This window comes from Pseudomonas sp. TCU-HL1, assembly GCF_001708505.1.
Classification (GTDB): Bacteria; Pseudomonadota; Gammaproteobacteria; order Pseudomonadales; family Pseudomonadaceae; genus Metapseudomonas.
In genome coordinates, this window is record NZ_CP015992.1 from 891936 (window position 1) to 912548 (window position 20613).

At 66.1% G+C, this 20613-nt stretch carries 20 protein-coding genes; 9 read left to right on the forward strand and 11 right to left on the reverse strand.

All coding sequences use genetic code 11. The features are described 5' to 3' along the window. Nucleotides 1-9: 9 nt before the first annotated feature. A complete protein-coding gene (locus THL1_RS04110; RefSeq protein WP_069082066.1) occupies nt 10-1911 on the forward strand; it encodes a sigma-54-dependent Fis family transcriptional regulator in 1902 nt (633 codons plus the stop codon). A 165-nt stretch (nt 1912-2076) separates the two neighbouring features. On the opposite strand, the gene phnX is transcribed toward THL1_RS04110, so the two are convergent. The 3 genes from phnX to THL1_RS04125 all read right to left on the reverse strand — a co-directional run bounded on the left by phnX (nt 2077) and on the right by THL1_RS04125 (nt 5731). Further along, nucleotides 2077-2904 (reverse strand): phosphonoacetaldehyde hydrolase, encoded by an 828-nt coding sequence (phnX, locus tag THL1_RS04115; RefSeq protein WP_069082067.1) that lies wholly within the window; start codon nt 2902-2904, stop codon nt 2077-2079. A gap of 39 nt (nt 2905-2943) precedes the next feature. Then, nucleotides 2944-4275, reverse strand: coding sequence for an MFS transporter (locus tag THL1_RS04120; protein ID WP_069082068.1), 1332 nt, complete (start codon nt 4273-4275; stop codon nt 2944-2946). Between the two features lie 286 nt (nt 4276-4561). Beyond that, nucleotides 4562-5731, reverse strand: coding sequence for a 2-aminoethylphosphonate--pyruvate transaminase (locus THL1_RS04125; RefSeq protein WP_069082069.1), 1170 nt, complete (start codon nt 5729-5731; stop codon nt 4562-4564). A gap of 133 nt (nt 5732-5864) precedes the next feature. On the opposite strand from THL1_RS04125, the gene THL1_RS04130 reads away from it, so the two are divergent. From THL1_RS04130 to THL1_RS04145, 4 genes are all read left to right on the forward strand, one after another. Then, complete coding sequence (locus tag THL1_RS04130) at nt 5865-6737, forward strand: LysR substrate-binding domain-containing protein (protein WP_069082070.1); 873 nt, start codon at nt 5865-5867, stop codon at nt 6735-6737. 108 nt (nt 6738-6845) lie between these two features. Then, nucleotides 6846-8198: a UDP-N-acetylmuramate:L-alanyl-gamma-D-glutamyl-meso-diaminopimelate ligase gene (mpl, locus tag THL1_RS04135; protein WP_069082071.1), complete on the forward strand. Its 1353-nt coding sequence runs from the start codon at nt 6846-6848 to the stop codon at nt 8196-8198. Between the two features lie 10 nt (nt 8199-8208). Next, complete coding sequence (ubiX, locus tag THL1_RS04140; RefSeq protein WP_069082072.1) at nt 8209-8838, forward strand: flavin prenyltransferase UbiX; 630 nt, start codon at nt 8209-8211, stop codon at nt 8836-8838. Beyond that, nucleotides 8831-9121, forward strand: coding sequence for a YceK/YidQ family lipoprotein (locus tag THL1_RS04145; RefSeq protein ID WP_069082073.1), 291 nt, complete (start codon nt 8831-8833; stop codon nt 9119-9121). Before ubiX ends, THL1_RS04145 begins: the two co-directional genes overlap by 8 nt. Before the next feature lie 405 nt (nt 9122-9526). Here the strand turns inward: THL1_RS04145 and THL1_RS04150 are convergent, their stop codons facing one another. From THL1_RS04150 to THL1_RS04170, 5 genes are all read right to left on the reverse strand, one after another. Beyond that, nucleotides 9527-10393, reverse strand: a complete 867-nt coding sequence (locus THL1_RS04150; RefSeq protein WP_069082074.1) for an MBL fold metallo-hydrolase — start codon at nt 10391-10393, stop codon at nt 9527-9529. Nucleotides 10394-10452: 59 nt separating this feature from the next. After that, nucleotides 10453-11064: a class I SAM-dependent methyltransferase gene (locus THL1_RS04155; protein ID WP_069082075.1), complete on the reverse strand. Its 612-nt coding sequence runs from the start codon at nt 11062-11064 to the stop codon at nt 10453-10455. 98 nt (nt 11065-11162) lie between these two features. Next, nucleotides 11163-11804 carry an oxidoreductase gene (locus THL1_RS04160; protein WP_069082076.1) on the reverse strand — a complete coding sequence of 214 codons (642 nt, stop codon included), beginning with the start codon at nt 11802-11804 and terminating at the stop codon, nt 11163-11165. 28 nt (nt 11805-11832) lie between these two features. Beyond that, nucleotides 11833-13560 (reverse strand): C13 family peptidase, encoded by a 1728-nt coding sequence (locus THL1_RS04165; RefSeq protein WP_069082077.1) that lies wholly within the window; start codon nt 13558-13560, stop codon nt 11833-11835. 84 nt (nt 13561-13644) lie between these two features. Beyond that, nucleotides 13645-14100, reverse strand: coding sequence for a MaoC family dehydratase (locus THL1_RS04170; protein WP_069082078.1), 456 nt, complete (start codon nt 14098-14100; stop codon nt 13645-13647). A gap of 212 nt (nt 14101-14312) precedes the next feature. On the opposite strand from THL1_RS04170, the gene THL1_RS04175 reads away from it, so the two are divergent. From THL1_RS04175 to THL1_RS04185, 3 genes are read left to right on the forward strand one after another with little or no spacing between them, the layout of a single operon-like run. After that, nucleotides 14313-14675: a CidA/LrgA family protein gene (locus THL1_RS04175; protein ID WP_069082079.1), complete on the forward strand. Its 363-nt coding sequence runs from the start codon at nt 14313-14315 to the stop codon at nt 14673-14675. Next, the gene (locus tag THL1_RS04180) at nt 14672-15388 is read left to right on the forward strand and encodes an LrgB family protein (RefSeq protein ID WP_069082080.1); all 717 of its coding nucleotides are present in this window, start codon (nt 14672-14674) and stop codon (nt 15386-15388) included. The genes THL1_RS04175 and THL1_RS04180 overlap by 4 nt, the downstream gene beginning before the upstream one ends. A gap of 9 nt (nt 15389-15397) precedes the next feature. Further along, nucleotides 15398-15988, forward strand: a complete 591-nt coding sequence (locus THL1_RS04185) for an LON peptidase substrate-binding domain-containing protein (RefSeq protein WP_069082081.1) — start codon at nt 15398-15400, stop codon at nt 15986-15988. A 161-nt stretch (nt 15989-16149) separates the two neighbouring features. Here the strand turns inward: THL1_RS04185 and THL1_RS04190 are convergent, their stop codons facing one another. Then, a complete protein-coding gene (locus THL1_RS04190) occupies nt 16150-17466 on the reverse strand; it encodes a bifunctional DedA family/phosphatase PAP2 family protein (protein WP_069082082.1) in 1317 nt (438 codons plus the stop codon). Continuing rightward, nucleotides 17463-18173 carry a DNA-3-methyladenine glycosylase gene (locus THL1_RS04195; RefSeq protein ID WP_069082083.1) on the reverse strand — a complete coding sequence of 237 codons (711 nt, stop codon included), beginning with the start codon at nt 18171-18173 and terminating at the stop codon, nt 17463-17465. Before THL1_RS04195 ends, THL1_RS04190 begins: the two co-directional genes overlap by 4 nt. 116 nt (nt 18174-18289) lie before the next feature. On the opposite strand from THL1_RS04195, the gene THL1_RS04200 reads away from it, so the two are divergent. After that, complete coding sequence (locus tag THL1_RS04200; protein ID WP_069082084.1) at nt 18290-19135, forward strand: class I SAM-dependent methyltransferase; 846 nt, start codon at nt 18290-18292, stop codon at nt 19133-19135. A gap of 73 nt (nt 19136-19208) precedes the next feature. Here THL1_RS04200 and THL1_RS04205 read toward each other — a convergent pair whose 3' ends face one another. Continuing rightward, complete coding sequence (locus THL1_RS04205; protein ID WP_069086403.1) at nt 19209-20438, reverse strand: alpha/beta fold hydrolase; 1230 nt, start codon at nt 20436-20438, stop codon at nt 19209-19211. Nucleotides 20439-20613: the final 175 nt, after the last annotated feature.

The following is a 20613-nucleotide window of genomic DNA, read 5'->3' on the forward strand; positions in this document are numbered from 1 at the left end:
AGAACAACAATGCAGAATCCTCTCAGCCGTCACGCCCAACAGGTGATGACCCTGGCACAGGGGAAGGCGCAGGCCAGCGGGCCGGCTGCCGACCCTTCTATTGCTCGCTCCTGGCTGCGCTGCCTGGAGGACTACCACCTCGATCCCGCCCAGCCGGTGGCGCCCACCGTGCTGGAACACGGGCGCATGCTGGAATGCCGCGAGCGCATGCAGCAGGTGCTGGAGGTGGCCAATGGCGAGATGAACAACCTCTACCGTCAACTCTCCGGGGCCGGCCACGCAGTGCTGCTCACCGACGCCCGAGGGGTGATCCTCAACTGCGTGACCGCCCAGGCCGAACGGCCGACCTTCGAACGCGCCGGACTCTGGCTCGGTGCCGACTGGAGCGAGGCCAGTGAAGGCACCAACGGCATCGGCACCTGCGTGGTGGAGCGCCAGGCGCTGACCATCCACCAGGACGAACATTTCCGCAGCCGCCATACCGGCCTCACCTGTTCCGCCAGCCCGGTGTTCGACCCACAGGGCGACCTGATGGCGGTGCTCGATGTGTCATCCGCGCGACACGATGTCTCGCGCCAGAGCCAGTTCCACACCATGGCACTGGTCAACCTCTCGGCGAAGATGATCGAGAGCTGCTACTTCCTGCGCCGCTTCGAGGGCGAGTGGTTGCTGCGCTTCCACCTGCAGGCCGAGTACATCGGCCTGTTCAGTGAAGGCCTGCTGGCCTTCGACGGAGAAGGGCGGATCAGTGCGGTGAACCAGAGCGCCATCAACTTGCTGGGCCTACCCCGTGAGCGCCTGCTTGGCCAGCCGGTGGAAGTTTTCTTCGACTGCTGCCTCGACGACCTGCTCGGTCGTGCCACGCCGCAGCCGGCCACCAGTTGGCCGCTGCGTACACGCAATGGCCGCGCCCTGTTCGCCGCCCTGCGCGGCCAGCCCCGCAGCGTACCGCAGCCTGTTCCGCTGGAGCTGCCAAAACCGGCGCGACCGGGTATCTGCCTGGGCGATGCGGCGCTGCAGAACGACTTCCGACGGGCGCTGCGCGTGTATGAGCGCGACGTGCCGCTGCTGATCAATGGCGAAACCGGCTCCGGCAAGGAAGCCTTCGCCCGTGCCCTGCACCAGGCCAGCTCCCGTGCCGAGCGGCCCTTTGTGGCGCTGAACTGCGCGGCCATTCCGGAAACCCTGATCGAGAGCGAGCTGTTCGGCTATCGCGGCGGCAGCTTCACCGGTGCCCGCAAGGAAGGCATGCGCGGCAAGTTGCAGCAGGCCGATGGCGGCACCCTGTTCCTCGACGAGATCGGCGACATGCCACTGGCTTTGCAGACCCGCCTGTTGCGGGTGCTGGAGGAACGCCAGGTGGTGCCCATCGGTGGCGAGCCGCAGGCCGTCGATGTGCGCATCATCAGTGCTACCCACCGCGAGCTGGAGGCGCGGGTGCAGAACGGTGGCTTCCGCGAAGACCTGTACTATCGCCTCAATGGTCTGGTACTCGATCTGCCACCCCTGCGCGAGCGCTGCGACAAGCCGGAGCTGTTGCATTACCTGCTGGCGGAAGAGGCGCGCGGGATGCGCATCGTGCTCACCGAAGAGGCGCGCCAGGCGTTGCTCGACTACCACTGGCCGGGCAACGTGCGGCAGATGCGCAACGTGCTGCGGACCCTGGCGGCGTTGTGCGAGGACGGCATCATTCGCCTGACCGACCTGCCGCGAGACGTACTACGGAGTGCGCCATCGGCTGCGGTGCCCGAGCCGCTGGCCAACCCGCTGGACGACGCCGAACGCACGGCACTGCTCAGCGCGCTGGACAGCCAGCGCTGGCACATGACCCGCACCGCGGAGCAACTCGGCATCAGCCGCAACACCCTGTATCGCAAGCTGCGCAAGCACGCGATTGCAACGCGGGGGTAGAGAGATTCACCTCCTCCCTGTGGGAGCGAATTTATTCGCGAATGAATTCGCCCCCCCACAGCAAGCAAAAAAGCCCGGCCTCCTTGTTGGGGCCGGGCTTTTTCACGGGAGGTGCGGGCATCCTTGCCCGCCGGGGGAGGGGCCGACGGCTGCCCCCGCTTCCAATCAGCTGGCCTGGGGCATCTCGCCGCGCGCCAGGCGCTTGTTGATGTCGTCGATCACCGCCGGCAGGTCGGCGATGGTGTCGATCAGGTAGTGCGGGCGGGAGCCTTCGAACATCTGGCCGATGCGCGCGCGTTCCTGGTCCAGCTTGTCCTTGGGCAGTGCCTGGAACTGCTCCCAGGTCAGGCCCAGGGCGTTACCCGAGCAGGTCAGGGCAACGGTCCACATGCCGGAGCTGCGGCCCTCGAGGATGCCCGGCCAGGTGTCGTCCACCTTCACGCAGGCGGCGACGTCGTCGATACCGAGCGCGATCACGTTGGCCAGGGACTGCGCCGGGTGCGGGCGGCCGTTGGGCACTTCATCGGTGGCCACTACGTGGTCCGGTGTGTAGCCGTTCTCGCGGGCCAGTTCCACCACCTTGGCCATCACTACCGCCGGGTAGCCGGAGCAGGTGCCGATCTTCAGCCCCTTCCCGCGCAGGGTGGCGATGGCGTCGAGGGCGCCGGGGATCAGTGCCGAGTGCAGGCCGATCTTCTCGATCTGCAGCGGCATGAAGCGCTCATAGAGGGCGGTGACGTCCTCGTCCGTGGGCAGGCGGCCGAAGGCGGCGCGGTAGCGTTCGGCGATGGCCGGCACGTTGCAGAGGGTGCGGATGTGGTCCCACTTGCCCATGCCCATCGGGCCGCGGGCTTCTTCCAGGGAGACGGCAACGCCGAACTCGGCGAAGGCCTCGACGAAGATCTGGGTCGGCGCGAAGGAACCGAAGTCGACGACGGTGCCGGCCCAGTCGAGGATCGCGGCTTTGAGGTGGGTGGGTTGCTTGTAGTTCATGGTGATGACTCCAGCGGATTGCAGGTTGGCTAAGGGCATTCAGGTCTTGGCGCCGGCCATGGCCGGTTGGGCGTTGGTCGGGACGCTATCCGGCGCTTTCAGGGTTTGCGGGCGGCTGTTCCAGAAGGGCACCAGCATCAGGCTGGCCAGCAGCGCCGCCGCGGTGAACACGAGGAACACGGTGGTGGTGTCGAAGTAGCCCGGCAGCAGGCCGCCGAGGATGGCGCCCACCGAGCCGCAGCCGTTGACGAATCCCGCGGCGGTGCCGGCGGCTTCCTGGGTACCGAAGTCGATGGCGGCGGAGCTGCTGATCATCGAATCCGGTCCGTAGAGGGTCATGCCCATCATGAACAGCAGGCCGACCACCAGGTACAGGCTGCCGCTCTGCATGGCCGGGACGAACAGCCCCAGGCAGACGGTGAGGGCGATCAGGCTGAACACACAGGCGGGCATGCGACGGGAGCCGAACAGCTTGTCCGAGGCAAGGCCGATCAGGATCGGGCCCACCAGGCCAGCCAGTTCGAAGGCGGTGGGGACGATGGCCGACGCCACCTTGCCAATGGATGGCATGCGTTCGTAGACGATCACCGGGCCCCACAGCAGGATGGCGTAGCGTGCGGGTTTGAGCAGGAAGTAGGCCAGGCCCAGGACCAGCACGGTGCGGTTCTTCAGCACCTTGCGCAGGGCCGTCCAGTGGCCGTCGCGCTGGCCGCTGCCACTGTTCGCTTCTGCTTCCACCGGGGGATGGCCGACGTCTTCCGGTTTGTTGCGTTGCAGGAAGTAGAACAGCACCGCGACCACGGCCACCACCAGGGCACTGGAGATGAACGCCATGCGCCAGTCATGGAACACCTCGTAGGCCCACCAGCCGGCGAAGGGCGTGGCCACCAGGCCGCCGAAGGCGTAGCAGGTGCTCCAGTAGCCCAGCACCTGGCCACGCTCGCGGGTGGCGAAGAAGCTGCCGATGTTCTTGCACAGTCCCGACCAGCCGGTGGACTGGGCCAGGCCCTGGACCAACATGCAGGTGACGAAGATCGGCAAGGTGGCGAAGGTGCCCATGGCGACGGCTGCCAGGGCCGAGACGACCAGGCCGCCGAGCACCACCACGCGCGGGCCGAAGCGGTCGGCGAAGAGGCCCCAGGTGAACTGGCCCACGGCGTAGGCGGCCAGGTAGAGGGCGTCGAGGTTGGCCATCGCGGCCTTGTCGAGTTCGAAGCTCGGGTCTTCGCCAATGCCAAGCTTGGCGACGGCGAAGGCTTTACGGGTGAAGTAGAAGGCGGCGTAAGCCAGCCAGGTGATGAGGAAAATCTGGACGCGCCAGCGCTGGAGGGATTTCCAGCCGCTTTCGAAGGCACCTGCGTTGTTGTTCATGAATTCTGACCCCGTGTGGGTATGCCGGACAGTGCAACTAGGGAGGTTGTTTTTGTTTTCAGTACTGCTGGGCTGTCTAAACGCACGGCCTTGGTCAGATGGCAGCGGTCGTGGCGTCAGGCTGATGGATGAGGTTTGGCGCTAGCTTTGGCTCCTGCCCGGCGCGGCCGAGCGGCTGGTTTACTACAGGGATGTTTCAGAAAAAGGTCACCGCACCACGACCCCGCTACCCGCAGCGGGAACCGTCTCAGGACGGTGGGTGACCCGGAATGGGCTGCCTCTCGACTCAGGCAGCCGTTTGCTCGATGTCCACGCCCATCACTTCGAGGGTGTCGGCGATGGCGCGCAGCAGTTGGCGGATGATGTGCTCGTCGATCTGGCCGATGCAGCCGATGCGGAAGCTTTCGGCCACGGTCAGCTTGCCCGGATAGATGATGAAGCTGCGGGCCTTCAGTTCTTCGTAGAAGCGCTTGAACTCGAAGTTCGGGTGCTCCGGACTGAAGAAGGTGGTGATGATCGGCGACAGCCACCGGTCTTCCAGCAGGGTCCTGAAGCCCATCTCGCGCATGCCGGCCACCAGCACGTCGCGGTTGCGGCTGTAGCGCGCCAGGCGACCTGGGACGCCACCTTCGGCAGCGTGTTGCTCCAGTGCTGCACGGAACGCCACCACGCTGTGGGTCGGCGGGGTGAAGCGCCACTGGCCGGTGCGCTCCATGTAGAGCCACTGCTCAACGATATCCAGCGCCAGGGAGTGGGCGCGGCCCTTGGCGGCTTCCAGCACCGCGCGGCGGATGATCACGAAGCCGAAGCCGGGGATGCCCTCGATACATTTGTTGGCCGAGGACACCAGCACGTCGAAGGCGACTTCGTTGACGGTCAGCGGCACCGCGCCGAAGGAACTCATGGCGTCGACGATCAGGCTCTTGCCGTGGGCCTTCACCACGTCGGCGATTTCGCGCAGCGGGTTGAGGATGCCCGAGCTGGTTTCGCAGTGGACCAGGAAGACGTTGGTGACGTCCGGGTTGGCCTTCAGCAGGGCATCCACTTCGTCCGGTTGCGGCGGCAGGTAGTCGCCCTTGTCCAGGGTGATGTAGGCGCGGCCGAGGTAGTCGAGGGTCTTGGCGGCGCGCTGGCCGTAAGCGCCGTTCATCAGGATCAGACACTTGCCGTCGCGGGGGATGGCGGTGGCCAGGGCAGCCTCCACCGAGAAGCTGCCGCTGCCTTGCAGGGGGACGCAGGCGAAGCTGTCATCCTGCACGCCGGCCATGGATAGCAGCTCCTGGCGGACCTCGGCGGTGACCAGGTTGAAGGCGCCGTCCCACGAGCCCCAGTCACGCAGCATGGCTTCCTTGGTGGCCTTGGACGTGGTCAGCGGGCCGGGGGTCAGCAGGTAGGGCTCGCCCAGGACGGGTGTGGCCAGCGGCTGGGTGGAAGTGGGGAATTCGGCTTGGGTCATGGTCGTCTCCAGCGGCGTTGTTCTGGTGAGGGCGCGTTGCGTTGGAGAGATAGAACCAATTCCTTAAAAATAAATAAAATCGATTTATAGTATTTCAAATATAAGTTGAGCTTATTTATCAAGGAGCAGGCAGATGGCGGTTTCCCAGGCACAGCTCAAGGCCTTTCACGCCGTGGCCGTACACGGCAATTTCACCCGCGCGGCCGAGGCGCTGTTCCTCAGCCAGCCGGCGGTTTCCGACCAGGTGCGCAAGCTGGAGGAACGCTTCGGCATCCTGCTGTTCCACCGCAACAAGCGCTCGGTGCAATTGACCGACCTGGGCGAGCGCTTGCTGATGATCACCCAGCGGCTGTTCGCCGCTGAGGCCGAAGCGCAGGAGCTGCTCTCCACCTCGCGAGCGCTCGAGACGGGGAGCCTGACCCTGGCGGTGGATTCGCCGGTACACCTGCTGGGCCATATCGCACGCTTCTGCGAACGTTATCCGGGCATTCGCGTGAGTCTGGTCACCGGCAACAGCGACGAGTGCCTGCGCAGGCTGCAGGAGTACAAGGCGGACTTCGCCCTGCTGGGGCGCGTGGTGGAGGACGACAGCCTGATCACCCATGTGCTGAGCAGCGACCCGTTGGTGGCTTTCGTCGCTCATTCCCACCCCTGGGCGTCGCGTGACTCCATCGTGCTCGCCGACCTGGAGGACATGCCCATGGTGCTGCGTGAGCGGGGCTCCATGACCCGGCAGATACTTGAGGAAGAGATGCGTCGCGCGGGTATCACTATCCGTCCGGCCATCGAGGTGGAAGGCCGCGAAGCGACCTTCGAGATGGTCGCCGCGGGCCTCGGCGTCGGTCTGGTTTCGGCGGCGGAAGTGGGGGCCAGCGCCAACGTGCATGTGCTGCCGGTCCGCGATTGCCTGCAGCGCATGACCGAGACGCTGGTGTGCCTGCGCGAGCAGGGTTCGCGGCGGATCATCGAGACCTTTTTCGAGATGGTGAGGTCGAACGGCGGCTAGCTGCGGGCTCCCACAGAAGAGTGGAGGCCCAATAGGGACGGCCTGGCCGCTGTGCTAACCTGCGACAAGTTTTTTTCGGGCCGGGGCGGCCCGTTTCAGAGGTCATCCATGCATATCCATATCCTCGGCATCTGCGGCACCTTCATGGGTTCGCTGGCGGTGCTGGCCAAGGAACTTGGCCACCGTGTCACCGGCTCCGACGCCAACGTCTACCCGCCCATGAGCACCCAGCTGGAGGCCCAGGGCATCGAGCTGATGCAGGGGTACGATCCCGCCCATCTGGATCCGGCACCGGATCTGGTGGTGGTCGGCAATGCGCTGTCCCGCGGCAACCCCGCCGTCGAGCACGTGCTGAACAAGGGCCTGCCCTACGTCTCCGGCCCGCAGTGGCTGGCGGACCATGTACTGCAGGGCCGCTGGGTGCTGGCCGTGGCCGGCACCCATGGCAAGACCACCACCACCAGCATGCTGGCCTGGGTGCTGGAGCACGCCGGAATGAGCCCGGGCTTCCTGATCGGTGGTGTGCCGCAGAACTTCGGCGTGTCCGCGCGCCTGGGCGGCACGCCCTTCTTCGTGGTGGAGGCCGACGAGTACGACAGCGCTTTCTTCGACAAGCGCTCCAAGTTCGTCCACTACCGCCCGCGCACCGCAATCCTCAACAACCTGGAGTTCGACCACGCAGACATCTTCCCCGATCTTGCCGCCATCGAGCGCCAGTTCCATCACCTGGTGCGGACCATTCCGGGTGAAGGGTTGATCATCCATCCCACTTCTGAAGCCGCGCTCAAGCGCGTGTTGGGCATGGGCTGCTGGTCCCCGGTGCAAACCACCGGCGAAGGCGGCCAATGGCAGGCACGCCTGCTAGCCGAGGACGGCTCGCGCTTCGAGGTGCTGTTCGAAGGCCAGGTGGCTGGCATCGTGGATTGGGAGCTGACCGGCCAGCACAACGTCGCCAATGCCCTGGCCACCCTGGCCGCCGCCCGCCATGTGGGCGTGGTGCCTGAACTGGGTGTTGCGGCGTTGTCCGCCTTCAAGAGCGTCAAGCGACGCATGGAGAAGGTGGCCGAGGTGAAGGGCGTGACCATCTATGACGATTTCGCGCATCACCCGACGGCGATTGCGACCACCCTCGATGGCCTGCGCAAGCGCGTGGGCGATGCCCCGGTAGTCGCTGTGATCGAGCCGCGTTCCAACTCCATGAAGCTCGGCGCGCACCGCGACGGCCTGCCGGAGTCCGTGAAGCTTGCCGATCAGGTGTTCTGGTACGCGCCGCCGAACCTTGGCTGGGACCTGGCTGCCACGGCCATGGCCTGCCCGGTGCCGGCGCAGGTCTGTAGCACGCTGGAAAGCATCATTGCCGAGGTCAAGGCGCTGGCTCGCCCCGGCACCCAGGTGGTGATCATGAGCAACGGCGGATTCGGCGGCCTGCATGGCAAGCTGGCCAAGGCCCTGGAAGAGTAAGGAGCTCGCCATGACCGGACCGTCCCGCATCACCCTGGCCATGACTGGCGCCTCGGGCGCCCAATACGGCTTGCGCCTGTTGGACTGCCTGATCCAGGAAGACCGCGAGGTTCACTTCCTGATCTCCAAGGCGGCGCAGCTGGTGATGGCCACCGAAACTGACGTCACCCTGCCGGCCAAACCCCAGGCCATGCAGGCGTTCCTCAGCGAATACACCGGCGCCGCGTCGGGGCAGATTCGCTGCTACGGCAAGGAAGACTGGATGTCCCCGGTGGCTTCCGGCTCCGGTTCGCCAGCGGCCATGGTGGTGGTGCCCTGTTCCACGGGCACGCTCTCGGCCATCGCCACCGGCGCCTGCAACAACCTCATCGAGCGTGCCGCCGACGTGACCCTGAAGGAGCGCCGCAAGCTGATCCTGGTGCCGCGCGAGGCGCCGTACTCCAGCATTCACCTGGAGAACATGCTCAAGCTGTCCAACCTCGGGGCGGTGATCGTGCCGGCTTCGCCGGGCTTCTATCACCAGCCGCAGACCATCGATGACCTGGTGGACTTCGTGGTGGCGCGCATCCTCAACCTGCTGGACATCCCGCAGGACATGCTGCCGCGCTGGGGCGAGCACCATCAGGGCGTCGATGATTAAGCGCCTGGCCTTGACCCTGCTGGCGTTCGCCCTGCTGCCAGGGTGCGCCAGCGTCGGCACCCTCAACGCGGCCAAGCCGGGGGCGCCGATCATCTATTCGGGCACCCGCCTGGATTGGTATTCGCTCAATGGCGGCTGCTGTCCGATGGACCGTTTTGGCGCTGAGGCTCCGGCCTATCCTGCGCTGGACCTGCCCGCCAGCGCCTTGCTGGACACGCTGCTGCTGCCCTTCGCGGTAGCGGCGGAACTCGGGGTTGGGCTTGGGGTTACTGGCGGGTATTGAGTAGCGGGGCTCAAACCTGTGGGAGCGAATTCATTCGCGAAGCAGGCTGAATGCCCGCCATCGGCATGGAAGGGGGCAGCTGCGCTCCCCATTCGTGAGTAAACATCCACGTTCGTAGAGCGTGGACTTGTGTTTGCCCCCTATCCTCACACGCAGCACTCGGCTGATCTGCGCCACCGTGCCCAGCAGTAGGGTGCGCCATGCGCACCGCGGCGATGGTGGCGACTCCGAGTCTGTCTCCCGGTGCGCGCGGCGCACCCTACGGGACCAGCAGCATCCTGCTGGTTCGCTGACTCGATTCGTCACAGGCAGAGCCGGTGACTCATGACCACGTCCGCAGGACGTGGTTTCCCAAGTTCAAATGAATTCGCTCCTACACAGGAAGGTTGTGCTGTCACGAGCCCCTCAGGCTTTCAGGCCACGAACCTCTGCCAGGCTGTCGGCCAGGCCGTAGCGGCCCTTGGCGTCGCGCACCACGCGGCCCAAGGCGATGGCCGGGTCGTGGGTGAACACCAGGCGGCCGTTGCGGGCCAGTAGATCGGCCAGCAGGGCTTCCTTCTCTTCGATCAGGCCTTCAGGGAAGCGGTCGTAGCCCATGGTGATGGGCAGGTGCACCCAGGGAGCGCCAGGGATGAGGTCGCCGCTGAACAGCACCGGGCCGCCAGGCATGTCCACCTCCGGCAGCAGCTGGCCCGGCGTGTGGCCGTCGCTCCAGTGGAAACGCCAACCGGCGCCGAGGCTTTCGCTGTCGCCACCGTCCTCCACCAGTTCCAGGCGTCCGCTGGCTTCCAGCAGGTCCAGCAGCTCCGGGATGTAGGAGGCGCGGTCTCGCGGGTGGGGGGTGCAGGCCCGTTGCCATTGGCGGCGACCGGTGACGAAGCGTGCCTTGGGAAAGAGCAGGCGCGCGGGCTGGTCGGCTTCCCAGGGGGCGAGCAGGCCGCCAGCGTGATCGAAGTGCAGGTGGGTCAGCAGCACGACGTCGATGTCGGCGTCGGTCAGGCCCGCTTCAGCCAGGCTTTCGAGCAATACGTGGTGCGCTTCCTGGACGCCGAATCGCTGCTTGAGCTCGGGGGAGAAGAAGGCGCCGATGCCCGTTTCGACCAGGATGTTGCGGTCGCCATCCTGAACCAGCAGCGCGCGGCAGCCGAGGTCGATGCGGTGCTCGGCATCGGGCGTCATCCAGCGTTCCCAGAGCGCGCGCGGGGCATTGCCGAACATGGCGCCGCCGTCGAGTTTCTGGCTGTTGCCGATAAGGGTGGTGAGGGTGCGCATGGCAGGAATTCGCAGTCGCTAGCAAGGGGCCAAGGCTAACCCGAACGCGGGGGCGATGGTCAATCCGCCCATCCGTGATGGACGAAGGTCATTGGTCGCGGGCCGGGCAGGTAGCCGCTGTGCAGTTCGCCGATGTTGAATCCGCCGGCTTCGATCAGGCGTGGGATGTCGCGGTTGAGGTGACAGCCGCCGGCCAGTGGTTTCCACAGCGGGGTGAGCCGGTGCTGGCAGCGTGCCACGGCGAGGTCCGGCGCCAGGCCATGCTCGGCGAAGTGCAGGCGTCCGCCGGGCTTGAGCACGCGGCGCATTTCCCGCAGGGCCGCGAGGGCATCTGGAATCGTGCAGAGGGTGAAGGTGCAGACGATGCTGTCGAAGCTGGCGTCGGCGGCCTGGATCTCGCCGAGCTCCAGGGCGATGGTGTCCACCGGAATGGCGATGGCCTCGGCGCGCTGGCGTGCCAGTACCTGCATTTGCGCAGCCGGGTCGACGCCGGTTACCCGGCTGACCCGGTCGGGATCGTAGAAGGCGAGGTTCAGGCCCGTGCCGATGCCGATCTCCAGCACCTGGCCTTCGGCCAGGGGTACAACCAGGGAACGGGTCTTCATCACATGCCCCATGCCGCAGGCGAAGTCGATCAGGCGTGGCAGGACGTAGCGATCGTAGAAGCCCATGCTTGGCTCTCTCCGGCGAGTGATATCGCTCACCTTAGCAGTGGGCATCACTCGGGGCGCGGGGATTTCGGCCAATGGCGGGCGTGCTCACGCCGTCGTCAGCGACCGAGTCGGCGCAGCTCGTTCGACTCGATGATGCGCACGCCGTCCTCTTCCTCCAGCGCCAGGCGCCAGAGGGCGCGAGCCAGGGTGCAGGCGCCGATGCCGCGATACTTGCCGGGTAGCCAGCGCATGAACGGCGCGGCCAGGCGTTCGCCGAGGCGGAACTCGCTGCGCGGCCCCATCAGCAGCGAGGGGCGGGCGATGGTCAGTTGTGGCCAGTCCATGGCTTTCAGGGCCTCTTCCATTTCGCCTTTGACCTTGTTGTAGAAGATCGAGGAGGCGCGGTTGGCACCTAACGCGCTGATCACGATGAAGTGGCGGGCGCCCATCTCGCGGGCGCGTTGGGCGACCGCCAGCGCCAGGTCGAAATCCACCGCGCGGAACGCTTCCTGGGAGCCGGCCTGGCGGATGGTGCTGCCCAGGCAGCAGAAGGCGACGTCGACCCGGCCCTGCAGCTGCGGCAGCAGTTCGGCCAGGGGACCAACGGGATTCTGCAGGTGCGGGTGCTCGGCCAACGGGCGACGGGTAGGGGCCAGGACCCTGGCCACCGTAGGCTCGTTGAGCAGTCGGTCGAGCAAGTGCTCGCCGGTCAATCCAGTGGCGCCGGCGAGCAAGATGTGCTGGGGCGTCAGATGCATGTTGTTTCTCCGCTGATACAAGCTGAGCTTAGTGGCTGCGAGCGGTTTTGTCGGGGGGCGCGACACTTCGCGCGGTCAGGGCCTGCTCGGCCTGGTGCTCGCGAAGTGCGCGCCAACGTGCGGTGACGGCCTTGGGCGCCCAGATCTGCGGCTCCGACGCTTCGAAGTCGTCGGCCTTCTCGCGCTCGGCGACTTTTTCCCTGGCGATGCCGAAGGCGCGTTCCAGGTCGTCGGTTTCACTGAAGGCATCCGCGAACAGGGCGCGGCCGAAATAGGTGAAATCGTTCTCTTCGGAGCAACCGAAGGACACACGGTCGGAGCGGGCGGCCGTCATGATCAGCGTCTTCTCGTCCTTCAGGGGCGGAATGAATCCGCCGGAGAAGCAGGCGGAGATTACCAGCACTTTGTACCTGTCCTTGAGAGGGGCGAGCAGGTCGGCGAGTTCTTGTGCCGGCAGGTGGCTCAACTGAAGTCCGGGTTGTTCCAGGGCCAGTTCGTGGGTCGGTGAACCGTGGCTGGTCAGGTAGATGAATATCAGGTCTTCCGGGGCGCTGCGTCTGGCGACGGCCTGGACCGCGCGGGACAGGCTTTCGCGGGTGGCCAGGGGGCGGTCCGCCATGTGGTCGCGGTGGTTGACCAGGGTGATCTGGCCGTGGGCGCCAAAGCGTTCGGCCAGGAGCTTGGAGACATAGTCCACCTCGCGCAGGAACACGCTCTGGCGACCGTCGCCGGCCAGGGCGATGGTGTAGAGCTCCACCTCGGGGCTGGAGGCTGGCAAGGCGTCTATCGCCTGGTCGAGCAGGCGCCCCTGGACCAACAGGCCGACTTCCAGCGGGTCGGGCAGGGCCTTGCCCTGATCGTCGCGGATGCGGGTGCCGTCCTGCCAGACGCCGCTTTCCTGCTTGCCATCGGCAAGGGCGAGGCTGCCGGTGCCGCTGTAGAGTCCCTCGTTGAAGTGCCCCTGGTAGCGGCTGCCGTCAGCCAGGGACAGCGTGCCTTCGCCCTGGTAGCGCCAGTGCCTGAAATGGCCTTCGTAGTGGCTGCCGTCGGCGCCGATGAACTCGCCCTGGCCAATCAGGTTGCCATCCTTGAACCGGCCGCTCCAGACATCGCCGTCAGCACTGGTGAAACGTCCCTTGCCGGCGAACAGGCTGTCCTTGAACTCGCCGATGTAGTGGGAGCCGTCCTGGCCCTGATAGCTGCCCTGGCCCTGCAACTGGCCGCGCCGGAAGCGTCCGGCGAATCGGTTGCCGGCCTCATCGGTGCGCACCCCTTCACCGTCCGGCTGGCCGTTGCGGAACAGGCCCTGGTAGTTGCTGCCGTCGGCCCATTCGAGGCTGCCGGCACCGTGGTACTTGTCGTTGCGAAACGCCCCGCGATAGGTGACGTCACCCTGGCGCAGGGTGCCTTCGCCTTCGAACTGGTTGTTGGCGAAGCCACCTTCGTACGTCGTGCCGTTGTCGTAGCTGAGGCGGCCCTGGCCGTGGAACAGGCCGGCCTTGAATTCGCCGACGTAGGCCAGGCCATTGGGGCCGTGCCATTCGCCCTTGCCTTCCGGTTGGCCATCCTTGAACTGCCCTTCGAACCAGGTGCCGTTGTTGTAGTCGAGGCGGCCCGGCCCCTGCAGCAGGCCATCGACCAGCTCGCCGCGATAACGGGAGCCATCGGGCAGGCGGGCGTCCGGTGGGGTCAGGGGCTCCCCTTCGCCGCAGGCTATGAGCAGCAGGGCGAGAGTGAGGGGCAGAAGCGGCTTCATCGGGTGTTCCTGTCCAGGCATCTGCCCTTCAGTGTGGCGCAAAAAAACCCGCTATTGCGGGCTTTTTTGGCGGCGGGCCGCGCTTCAGACGAAGCAGAGACTGAGCGACTCGGCGATGTAGGCGGGCTTCTGCTGGCCTTCGATCTCCAGGGTGCAGAGGGCCTTGATCAGCCACTGGCCAGGGTTCTTCTCGGTGATGTCGACCACTTTCACCGCCAGGCGGACACGGGAGTCCACTTTCACCGGCTGGATGAAGCGCACGCTGTCGAGGCCGTAGTTGACGACCATTTTCACGCCTTCGGGGAGGATCAACAGGCCTTCGATCAATTTGGGGATCAGCGACAGGCTGAGGAAACCATGGGCGATGGTGGAGCCGAAGGGCGTCTGCTTGGCGCGCTCCGGATCGACATGGATGAACTGGTGATCGCCGGTGCATTCGGCGAACTGGTCGATGCGATTCTGGTCGATGGTCACCCAATCCGAGTGGCCCAGTTCCTTGCCAACGTAGTTCTTGAGTTCTGCTACTGGTACGAACGCCATGCGTCATCCTCCATGGATGCAGTGTTGTAATTCTTCTGATCCGGGGGCATCGCCCCTCTCTTGCGTGGAGGCGTAGATCAGCATGTCGGGCGGAACCGGTCAAGACGGCATGCCCCTTGCGAATGGCGGGTTATAGCCCGGCGACGGGCGAGCCTATAATGCCCCCGTCCCGGCCACGGTCGCCCGGCCGGACCTGACCCGTGGAGAACTTCATGCTGTTGCGCGGACTGACCTGGCTGGTGCTGTTCCAGCTGATCGGTAGCGGGCTCAATGCCCTGTTCCTGTCGATGCTGCCAGGCCCCATCATCGGCCTGGTGCTGCTGTTCCTTTATCTGCTGGCTCGTGGCGAGGTGAGCGAGCCGCTCAGCCTGGCCGCCAGCAGCCTGCTGCGTTACCTGCCGCTGCTGCTGGTGCCGCCGGCGGTGGGCGTGATGGTCTACGCGCAGGCCATCTGGGCGGACTTCTGGGCCATTGTCGGGGCGCTGGTACTGTCCCTGCTGGCCGCATTCCTCTTTTGCGGCTGGCTGATGCAGAAACTCATCGATCGTCAGGCAAGCCGCCAGGAGGACATATGAGCCTCGACTGGCAGGCCGCCGTGCAGGCCGTGGTGCATCATCCGCTGTTCGGCTTCGGCGTGACCCTGGCGGCGTATCAACTGGCCCTGGCCGCCTACGAGAAGACCCGCTGGGTATTCCTGCAACCGGTGCTGCTGTCCATGCTGCTGCTGATCGGCGTGCTGCTGGCCTTCGGCATCACCTATCAGGAGTACCGCCAGAGCACCCAGTTGCTGACGGTCTTCCTCGGCCCGGCTACCGTGGCCCTGGCGGTGCCGCTCTTCCTCAACCTGCGGCGGATTCGTCAGTTGTTCTGGCCCACCTTGCTGACGCTGGTGTTCGGCGGGCTGTTCGCTACGCTGTCGGTAGCGCTGCTGGGCTGGTGGTTCGGCACGGAGCACATGGTGCTGATGACCTTGCTGCCCAAGTCCGTGACGTCACCCATTGCGATGCTGGTGGCCGAGCAGCTCGGCGGGGTAGCAGCCCTGGCGGCGGTGTTCGTCCTGATCACCGGCGTGATCGGCGCGATTCTCGGCCCCGAGCTGCTACGCCGTTGCGGCGTGCTCCATCCGGCAGCCCAGGGCATGGCGCTGGGGCTCACCGCGCATGCGGTGGGTACTGCCAGAGCCTTGCAGGAAGGCGAGGAGTGCGGGGCCTTCGCTGCCCTGGCGATGAGCCTGATGGGCGTCGCCACAGCGGTATTGTTGCCGCTTGCCGTTGCCATGATTGCTTGAGGTCGATTCATGAAGTTGCCGTTGTTTCCGCTCAACACCGTGCTGTTTCCCGGCTGCACGCTGGACTTGCAGATCTTCGAGGCGCGCTACCTGGACATGATCGGGCGCTGCATGAAGCAGGGCGAGGGGTTCGGCGTGGTGTGCATCCTTGAAGGCCAGGAAGTCGGCGAGGCGGCCAACCGCTTCGCCGCCATCGGCTGCGAGGCGCTGATCAGCGACTGGCAGCAGCGACCCAATGGCCTGCTGGGCATCCGGGTCGAGGGTGGGCGGCGCTTCCATGTCAGCTCCGCGCAGGTGCTGCGTGATCAACTGACCGTGGCGGATGTGGAGTGGCTGACTGATGAGCCGGAGCTGCCGCTGCTTCCGGAGCATGCTGACCTCGCGGCATTGCTCAATGCCCTGGCCGAGCATCCGATGGTCCAGGGGCTCGGTATGGGCGGCGTGGTGGACGGGCAGCAGGCGCTGGCCAACCAGCTGTCCTACCTGCTGCCATTCCACATCAATGAAAAGCTGCAGCTGCTGACCCTGAACTATCCCGGCGAGCGCCTGGCGTTTCTTCAGGGCTTGCTCGATCACTTGCAGGGCGAGTCCATCGCCTAGCTGCTTGCCGCCCTGCTTCAACCCGGAACGAATTCGCACAGGACCCAACGTCCAAGGATGGGCTTCAGTCGGGTGGACCATTCTTCACCGGTCCACCCTTGGTTGCGCGGCCCTTTCGTGAATGAATTGGCTCCCACAAGGGGGCGCACGACGGGCATTCCTCAATAGCTGTACCGCGCCAGGGCTTCCGGCAGGGCCCAGGTGGCAACGCCGCCCAGCAGGGCCAGGCACGCCGGCAGGATCACCAGCCACACCCGCGTGTTCATGGCGGTCAGCGGCGCGGCGCGCTGCATCAGTACCAGGCCGGCTGCTGAGATGCCGCTCGCCAACAGGGCGCCTGCGAGAATGTCGCTGGGCCAGTGCACGCCGAGGTAGACGCGAGACAGGGCGATGGTCAGGGCCGGCAGACAGGCCAGCAGTAGCCAGGTCAGGCGCAGACGCCCCGGCTGGCCGCGACCGGCGAGAACCCCCAGGACCAGGAAAAAGGCGAAGGCTGCCGAACTGTGTCCGCTCGGAAAGCTGAAAGTGCTCAGCGGCTCGGCGAGCACGTCCGGCCGAGCCCGCGCGAAGAAATGCTTGAGCCCGGTGTTGGCCAGCGCCGTCGCCACCAGGGTGCCGATGGCGAAGCAGGCCGGACGCCACTGCCGCATGACCAGTAGCAGGGCACCGAGCAGGGCGCCTGCCAGGAACTGCGTCTTGAAGTCGCCCACGCGGGTGACCAGTACCATCAGTCGGTCGAGACTGGCGTGGCGTTGCTCCTGAACCAGGGTCATCAAGCCCTGATCCAGTGCTTGCAGGTGTGGCCAGCCGATCAGCAAGGCGCCCAGCGCCGCGAGGCACAGCGCTGCGGCCAGCGGGTTGGCCCAGCGCTTCTCGCGCAGGGTGCTGTGGATGATCAGGCCAAGCATGGCCACCACCGTGGCTATCACCACGCCGGCTTCGCCCCAGAAGCCTTCCGGCAGCGGCAGGCGCAAGGCGGCGCCTGTGGCCCAGCCGGGCACCAGGTAAGCCACCACCCACCCGGCGGCTGCCAGCATGCTCACGGCGACGAAGCGCGGGAACGGCATGTCGAGCATGCCCGCCACCATGGGCAGCATGGGACGCAGCGGGCCGATGTAGCGGCCCACCAGCAGGCTGGCGACGCCATAGCGCTGGAAGTAGTTTTCCGCGCTGCTGATCCACTCCGGATGGTCCCGCAGCAGGGGCAGGCCGCGGATGTTCTGATGGAATTTGCGGCCGAGGCCGTAGGAAATCAGGTCGCCAACCAACCCGCCGCAGTATGCCAGCAACAGGGTTTCCCAGAGCTCCAGGGCTCCGCTGCCGGCCATTACGCCGACCGCGAACAGCAGGGCCACGCCCGGCACCACGATGCCCGCGATGGCCAGGCATTCGATGCAGGCGATCAGGAAGATGGCCAGGCCCAACCATTCCGGGTTGGCGCCAAGCCAGGTGGTGGCCTGGTCGAACCATTGACTCATGGGTGCATGTCCTCGATCAGCAGGTAGTCGCGCCCTTCGACCTGTCCGCGGCGCAGTGGGTTGCGTGTGCAATGACGGGCATAGCCGGCATCGACGAAACGGTAGGGCAGGTGTTCATCGCGGCCATGGGGAATGCCCAGTCGCGCGGTCTGGATGATACTGCGTGGCCGTTCGCCGACATCCTCGACGAACATTCGCTGCCAGTCGAAGCGCTGGCCGTCCCAGTCGGGCACCTTCAGGCCAAGGGACCGGCACAGCAGCGTCTGGCCGGCGCAGAGGCGCTCGGCCGGGCGCGGATGACCCTGGGCGTCGGGGTTGATGCGTTGCATGGCGGCCAGAGCGTCGGCGGGGGCAACGGCGTCCACCCAGGGGTGCCCGGATTTGATCAGCACGGCATTGCCAGCGCCGTGGGCGCTGAAGTTCAGCGAGTCGCCGCCACGGGAGTAGTACATGTAGATGTGCCCGCCATCGAGGAACAGTGCCCGGCGCTTGTGGGTGTAGCCGAGTGAGGCGTGGCTGCCCTTGTCCACCAGGTAGTACGCCTCGGTCTCGATGATGCGGGCTGACAGCCAGCGGCCATCGACCCGGTGGCGAATGACTTTGCCCAGCAGCTCCTGCGCCACTTGCTGGGCGTCGCGGTCGAAGAAGGCATCGGGCAGCGGACGGGCGCCGGGCCAGGGCAAACTTAGGATGGGATCGAGGGACATGGGGCTGACGCAAGGTTCCGGCTGGGAATAGGCTGGCAATTATACGGAAGCCATGCTGGGCCGAAGCTGAAGTCCAGCGTCGGAATCGTCACGCAAAATAACAAGAGCCCGTTGCCATGCCCCGAGCAGCCCGCGTCGACAGTGCCCACATCACCCCCAGCGCGCACTACACCGGCTTTGTCTGGTATCGCCATCACCTGGCCGAGGAACCCTTCGTCACCCCTTTCGGCCGTCTTGCCCATGGCCTGCTCGCGCCCGTGAGCTGGGGCGCGCGGGTGGCGTTCGGGCTGGACGTGGAGCACTTGCTGTTGCAGCGGCATCTTTTGATCGATGCGCTTTTGCGCGAGGCGGTCGAGCGGCGCGGCGTGCGCCAGGTGGTGGAAATCGCCTGCGGCCTGTCGCCCCGGGGGCGACGTTTCTGCGCCCGATACCCGGACCTGCGCTACCTCGAAGCCGACCTGCCACCCATGGCCGCGCGTAAGCGCCTGCTGCTGCATGAGGAAGGTTGGCTGGACGCCCGGCACCAGGTCCGCCCTGTGGATATCCTCGCCGAACAGGGTGTCCATGATCTGCAGGCGCTGTTCTCCGGCCTGGACCCTGAGGTGCCGGTGCTGGTGATTACCGAGGGGCTGGTCAACTACTTTGCCCTGCCGGTCATCGAGGCGTTCTGGGGGCGCCTGGCGACGCAGTTGCAACAATTCCCTTCCGCCACTTACCTCACCGACCTCTATCCCGACCTGCGCGAGCACCCGCGTTACCGTCAATTGCGCTGGGGCATCGACCTGGTGGGGCGACTGACCCGAGGCCGCTATTACCTGCATTACCGGGGCGATTCGGCGATCGTCGACGGCTTCGGTCGATGCGGCTTTGGCGATGTGCGGGTGCATGACCCGAAGGAGTTGGACGCCGCCCCGCCGGATGCCTGGCCGGCGCTGGTGCGGGTGGTGGAGGCGCGGGTGTGAGGATGCGTTTCTATTGTGGGAGCGAATTTATTCGCGAATGAATTCGCTCCCACAACGAGGTGGCAGGCTGGGGTCAGGCATAGGCCGCTGCTCGTGGCTCCGCCTGGACCACCTGGGCTGCCAACGCTTCACTGGCTTCAGCCTCGGTATGGGGGAAGACCAGAGCGAGGCTGTCGCCATCATGGCGCAGGGGGAGCGCATCCAGCGCAGGAAGGTCCCCGGCCCGCAGTTGCCAGCCACGGGAAGGCAGGTCCGCGGGAAGGTCGCCCTGCACCCGGCCGCCGAAGAAGCCCAGCTCGCTGACGTCCACTGACCATTCACCCGCCTCGGCGTGCAGCAATCGCCCACGCCGGTTCAGCGGCGCCACGCGGGCCTCCTGGCGACGCTCCAGGTGTGCCAGGCGGTTGCGGGCCAGGCGCGTCGCACCGGGGCTGGCCAGGGGCAGGGCGGTGCCCTGGAGGAAGGGGCGGTAGAAGCTGGCACAGGCTTCGCGTTGCTCGAACTGCGCCAGGTGATCGCCGTTGTGGATAAGTGCGCAGTCGGCGTCAGCGCAGGCTGCCGCGAAACCGGCATGCTCCCAGGGTTGGGTGAAGTGGTCGTACTCCCCGGCGAGGACCAGGGTGGGGCAGGCCGGATGCTGCTCGAAGCCGGTGAAATCCAACAGGCGGCGGCTATTTTGCCGGTAACGTTCAATTTCTTGCGGTGAAAGGCGCTGCATCTGCCGCAGAAGCGCCTTGCGGAACACCCGCGAGATGCCGGTTTCTTCCAGTCGCAGGGGGTTGATCAAACCGGTCAGGGCGCCTTGGGCGAATCGCACGATCTGGCCTTCGGCCAGCAGCTCCAGGCTTTCTTCCAGCATTCGCCGTGCACCGGGGCGGCCGAAGGCGGTGATCCCGGCCAGCAGCAGGCGCGCGCAGTGCCGAGGGTGGCGCACGGCGAACAGCGCTGCCAGGGCCGAGCCGTAGGACAGGCCGATGGGCATCAATGGTGGCAGCTCGAGCTCGTCGGCGAACGCGGCGACCAGGTCGGCCAGTTGTTCCAGGGACAGTTCCGGCGCCAGCTGCAGGTTGCACCCCTGGCTCGGCAGGTCCAGGAGAATGACCGGATGGTGGGGCAGGAGCTCCTGCACCTCGGCGCCGAAGGAGCGAAAGCTCTGGAAGGCACCGCCCAGCATCAGGATGGGTTCGCGACGGTCGTCCGCGTATCGGGAGAAGGCCAGGTACTGCAAGGTCCAGAGACCGATCTGGAGCATGCGGGGCGTATTGGCCAGATGCTGCGGGGCGAAGTCGGTCTGGTAACGCATGGCGGGTTCTCCGGCGCTGATGCGCATTCTTGTTCTTCTGCGGCGGCTGCGATTGGAAGGTAATCAGCGCGGACACTTTTGGTTACCCAACCTTCGGGGGGGCGAACCTGGGTGGGTGTCACCGTCCCGGACGCGGCCCGCGTGGCGCGGGGGCTGGGCCGTTACCGGGGAGGCC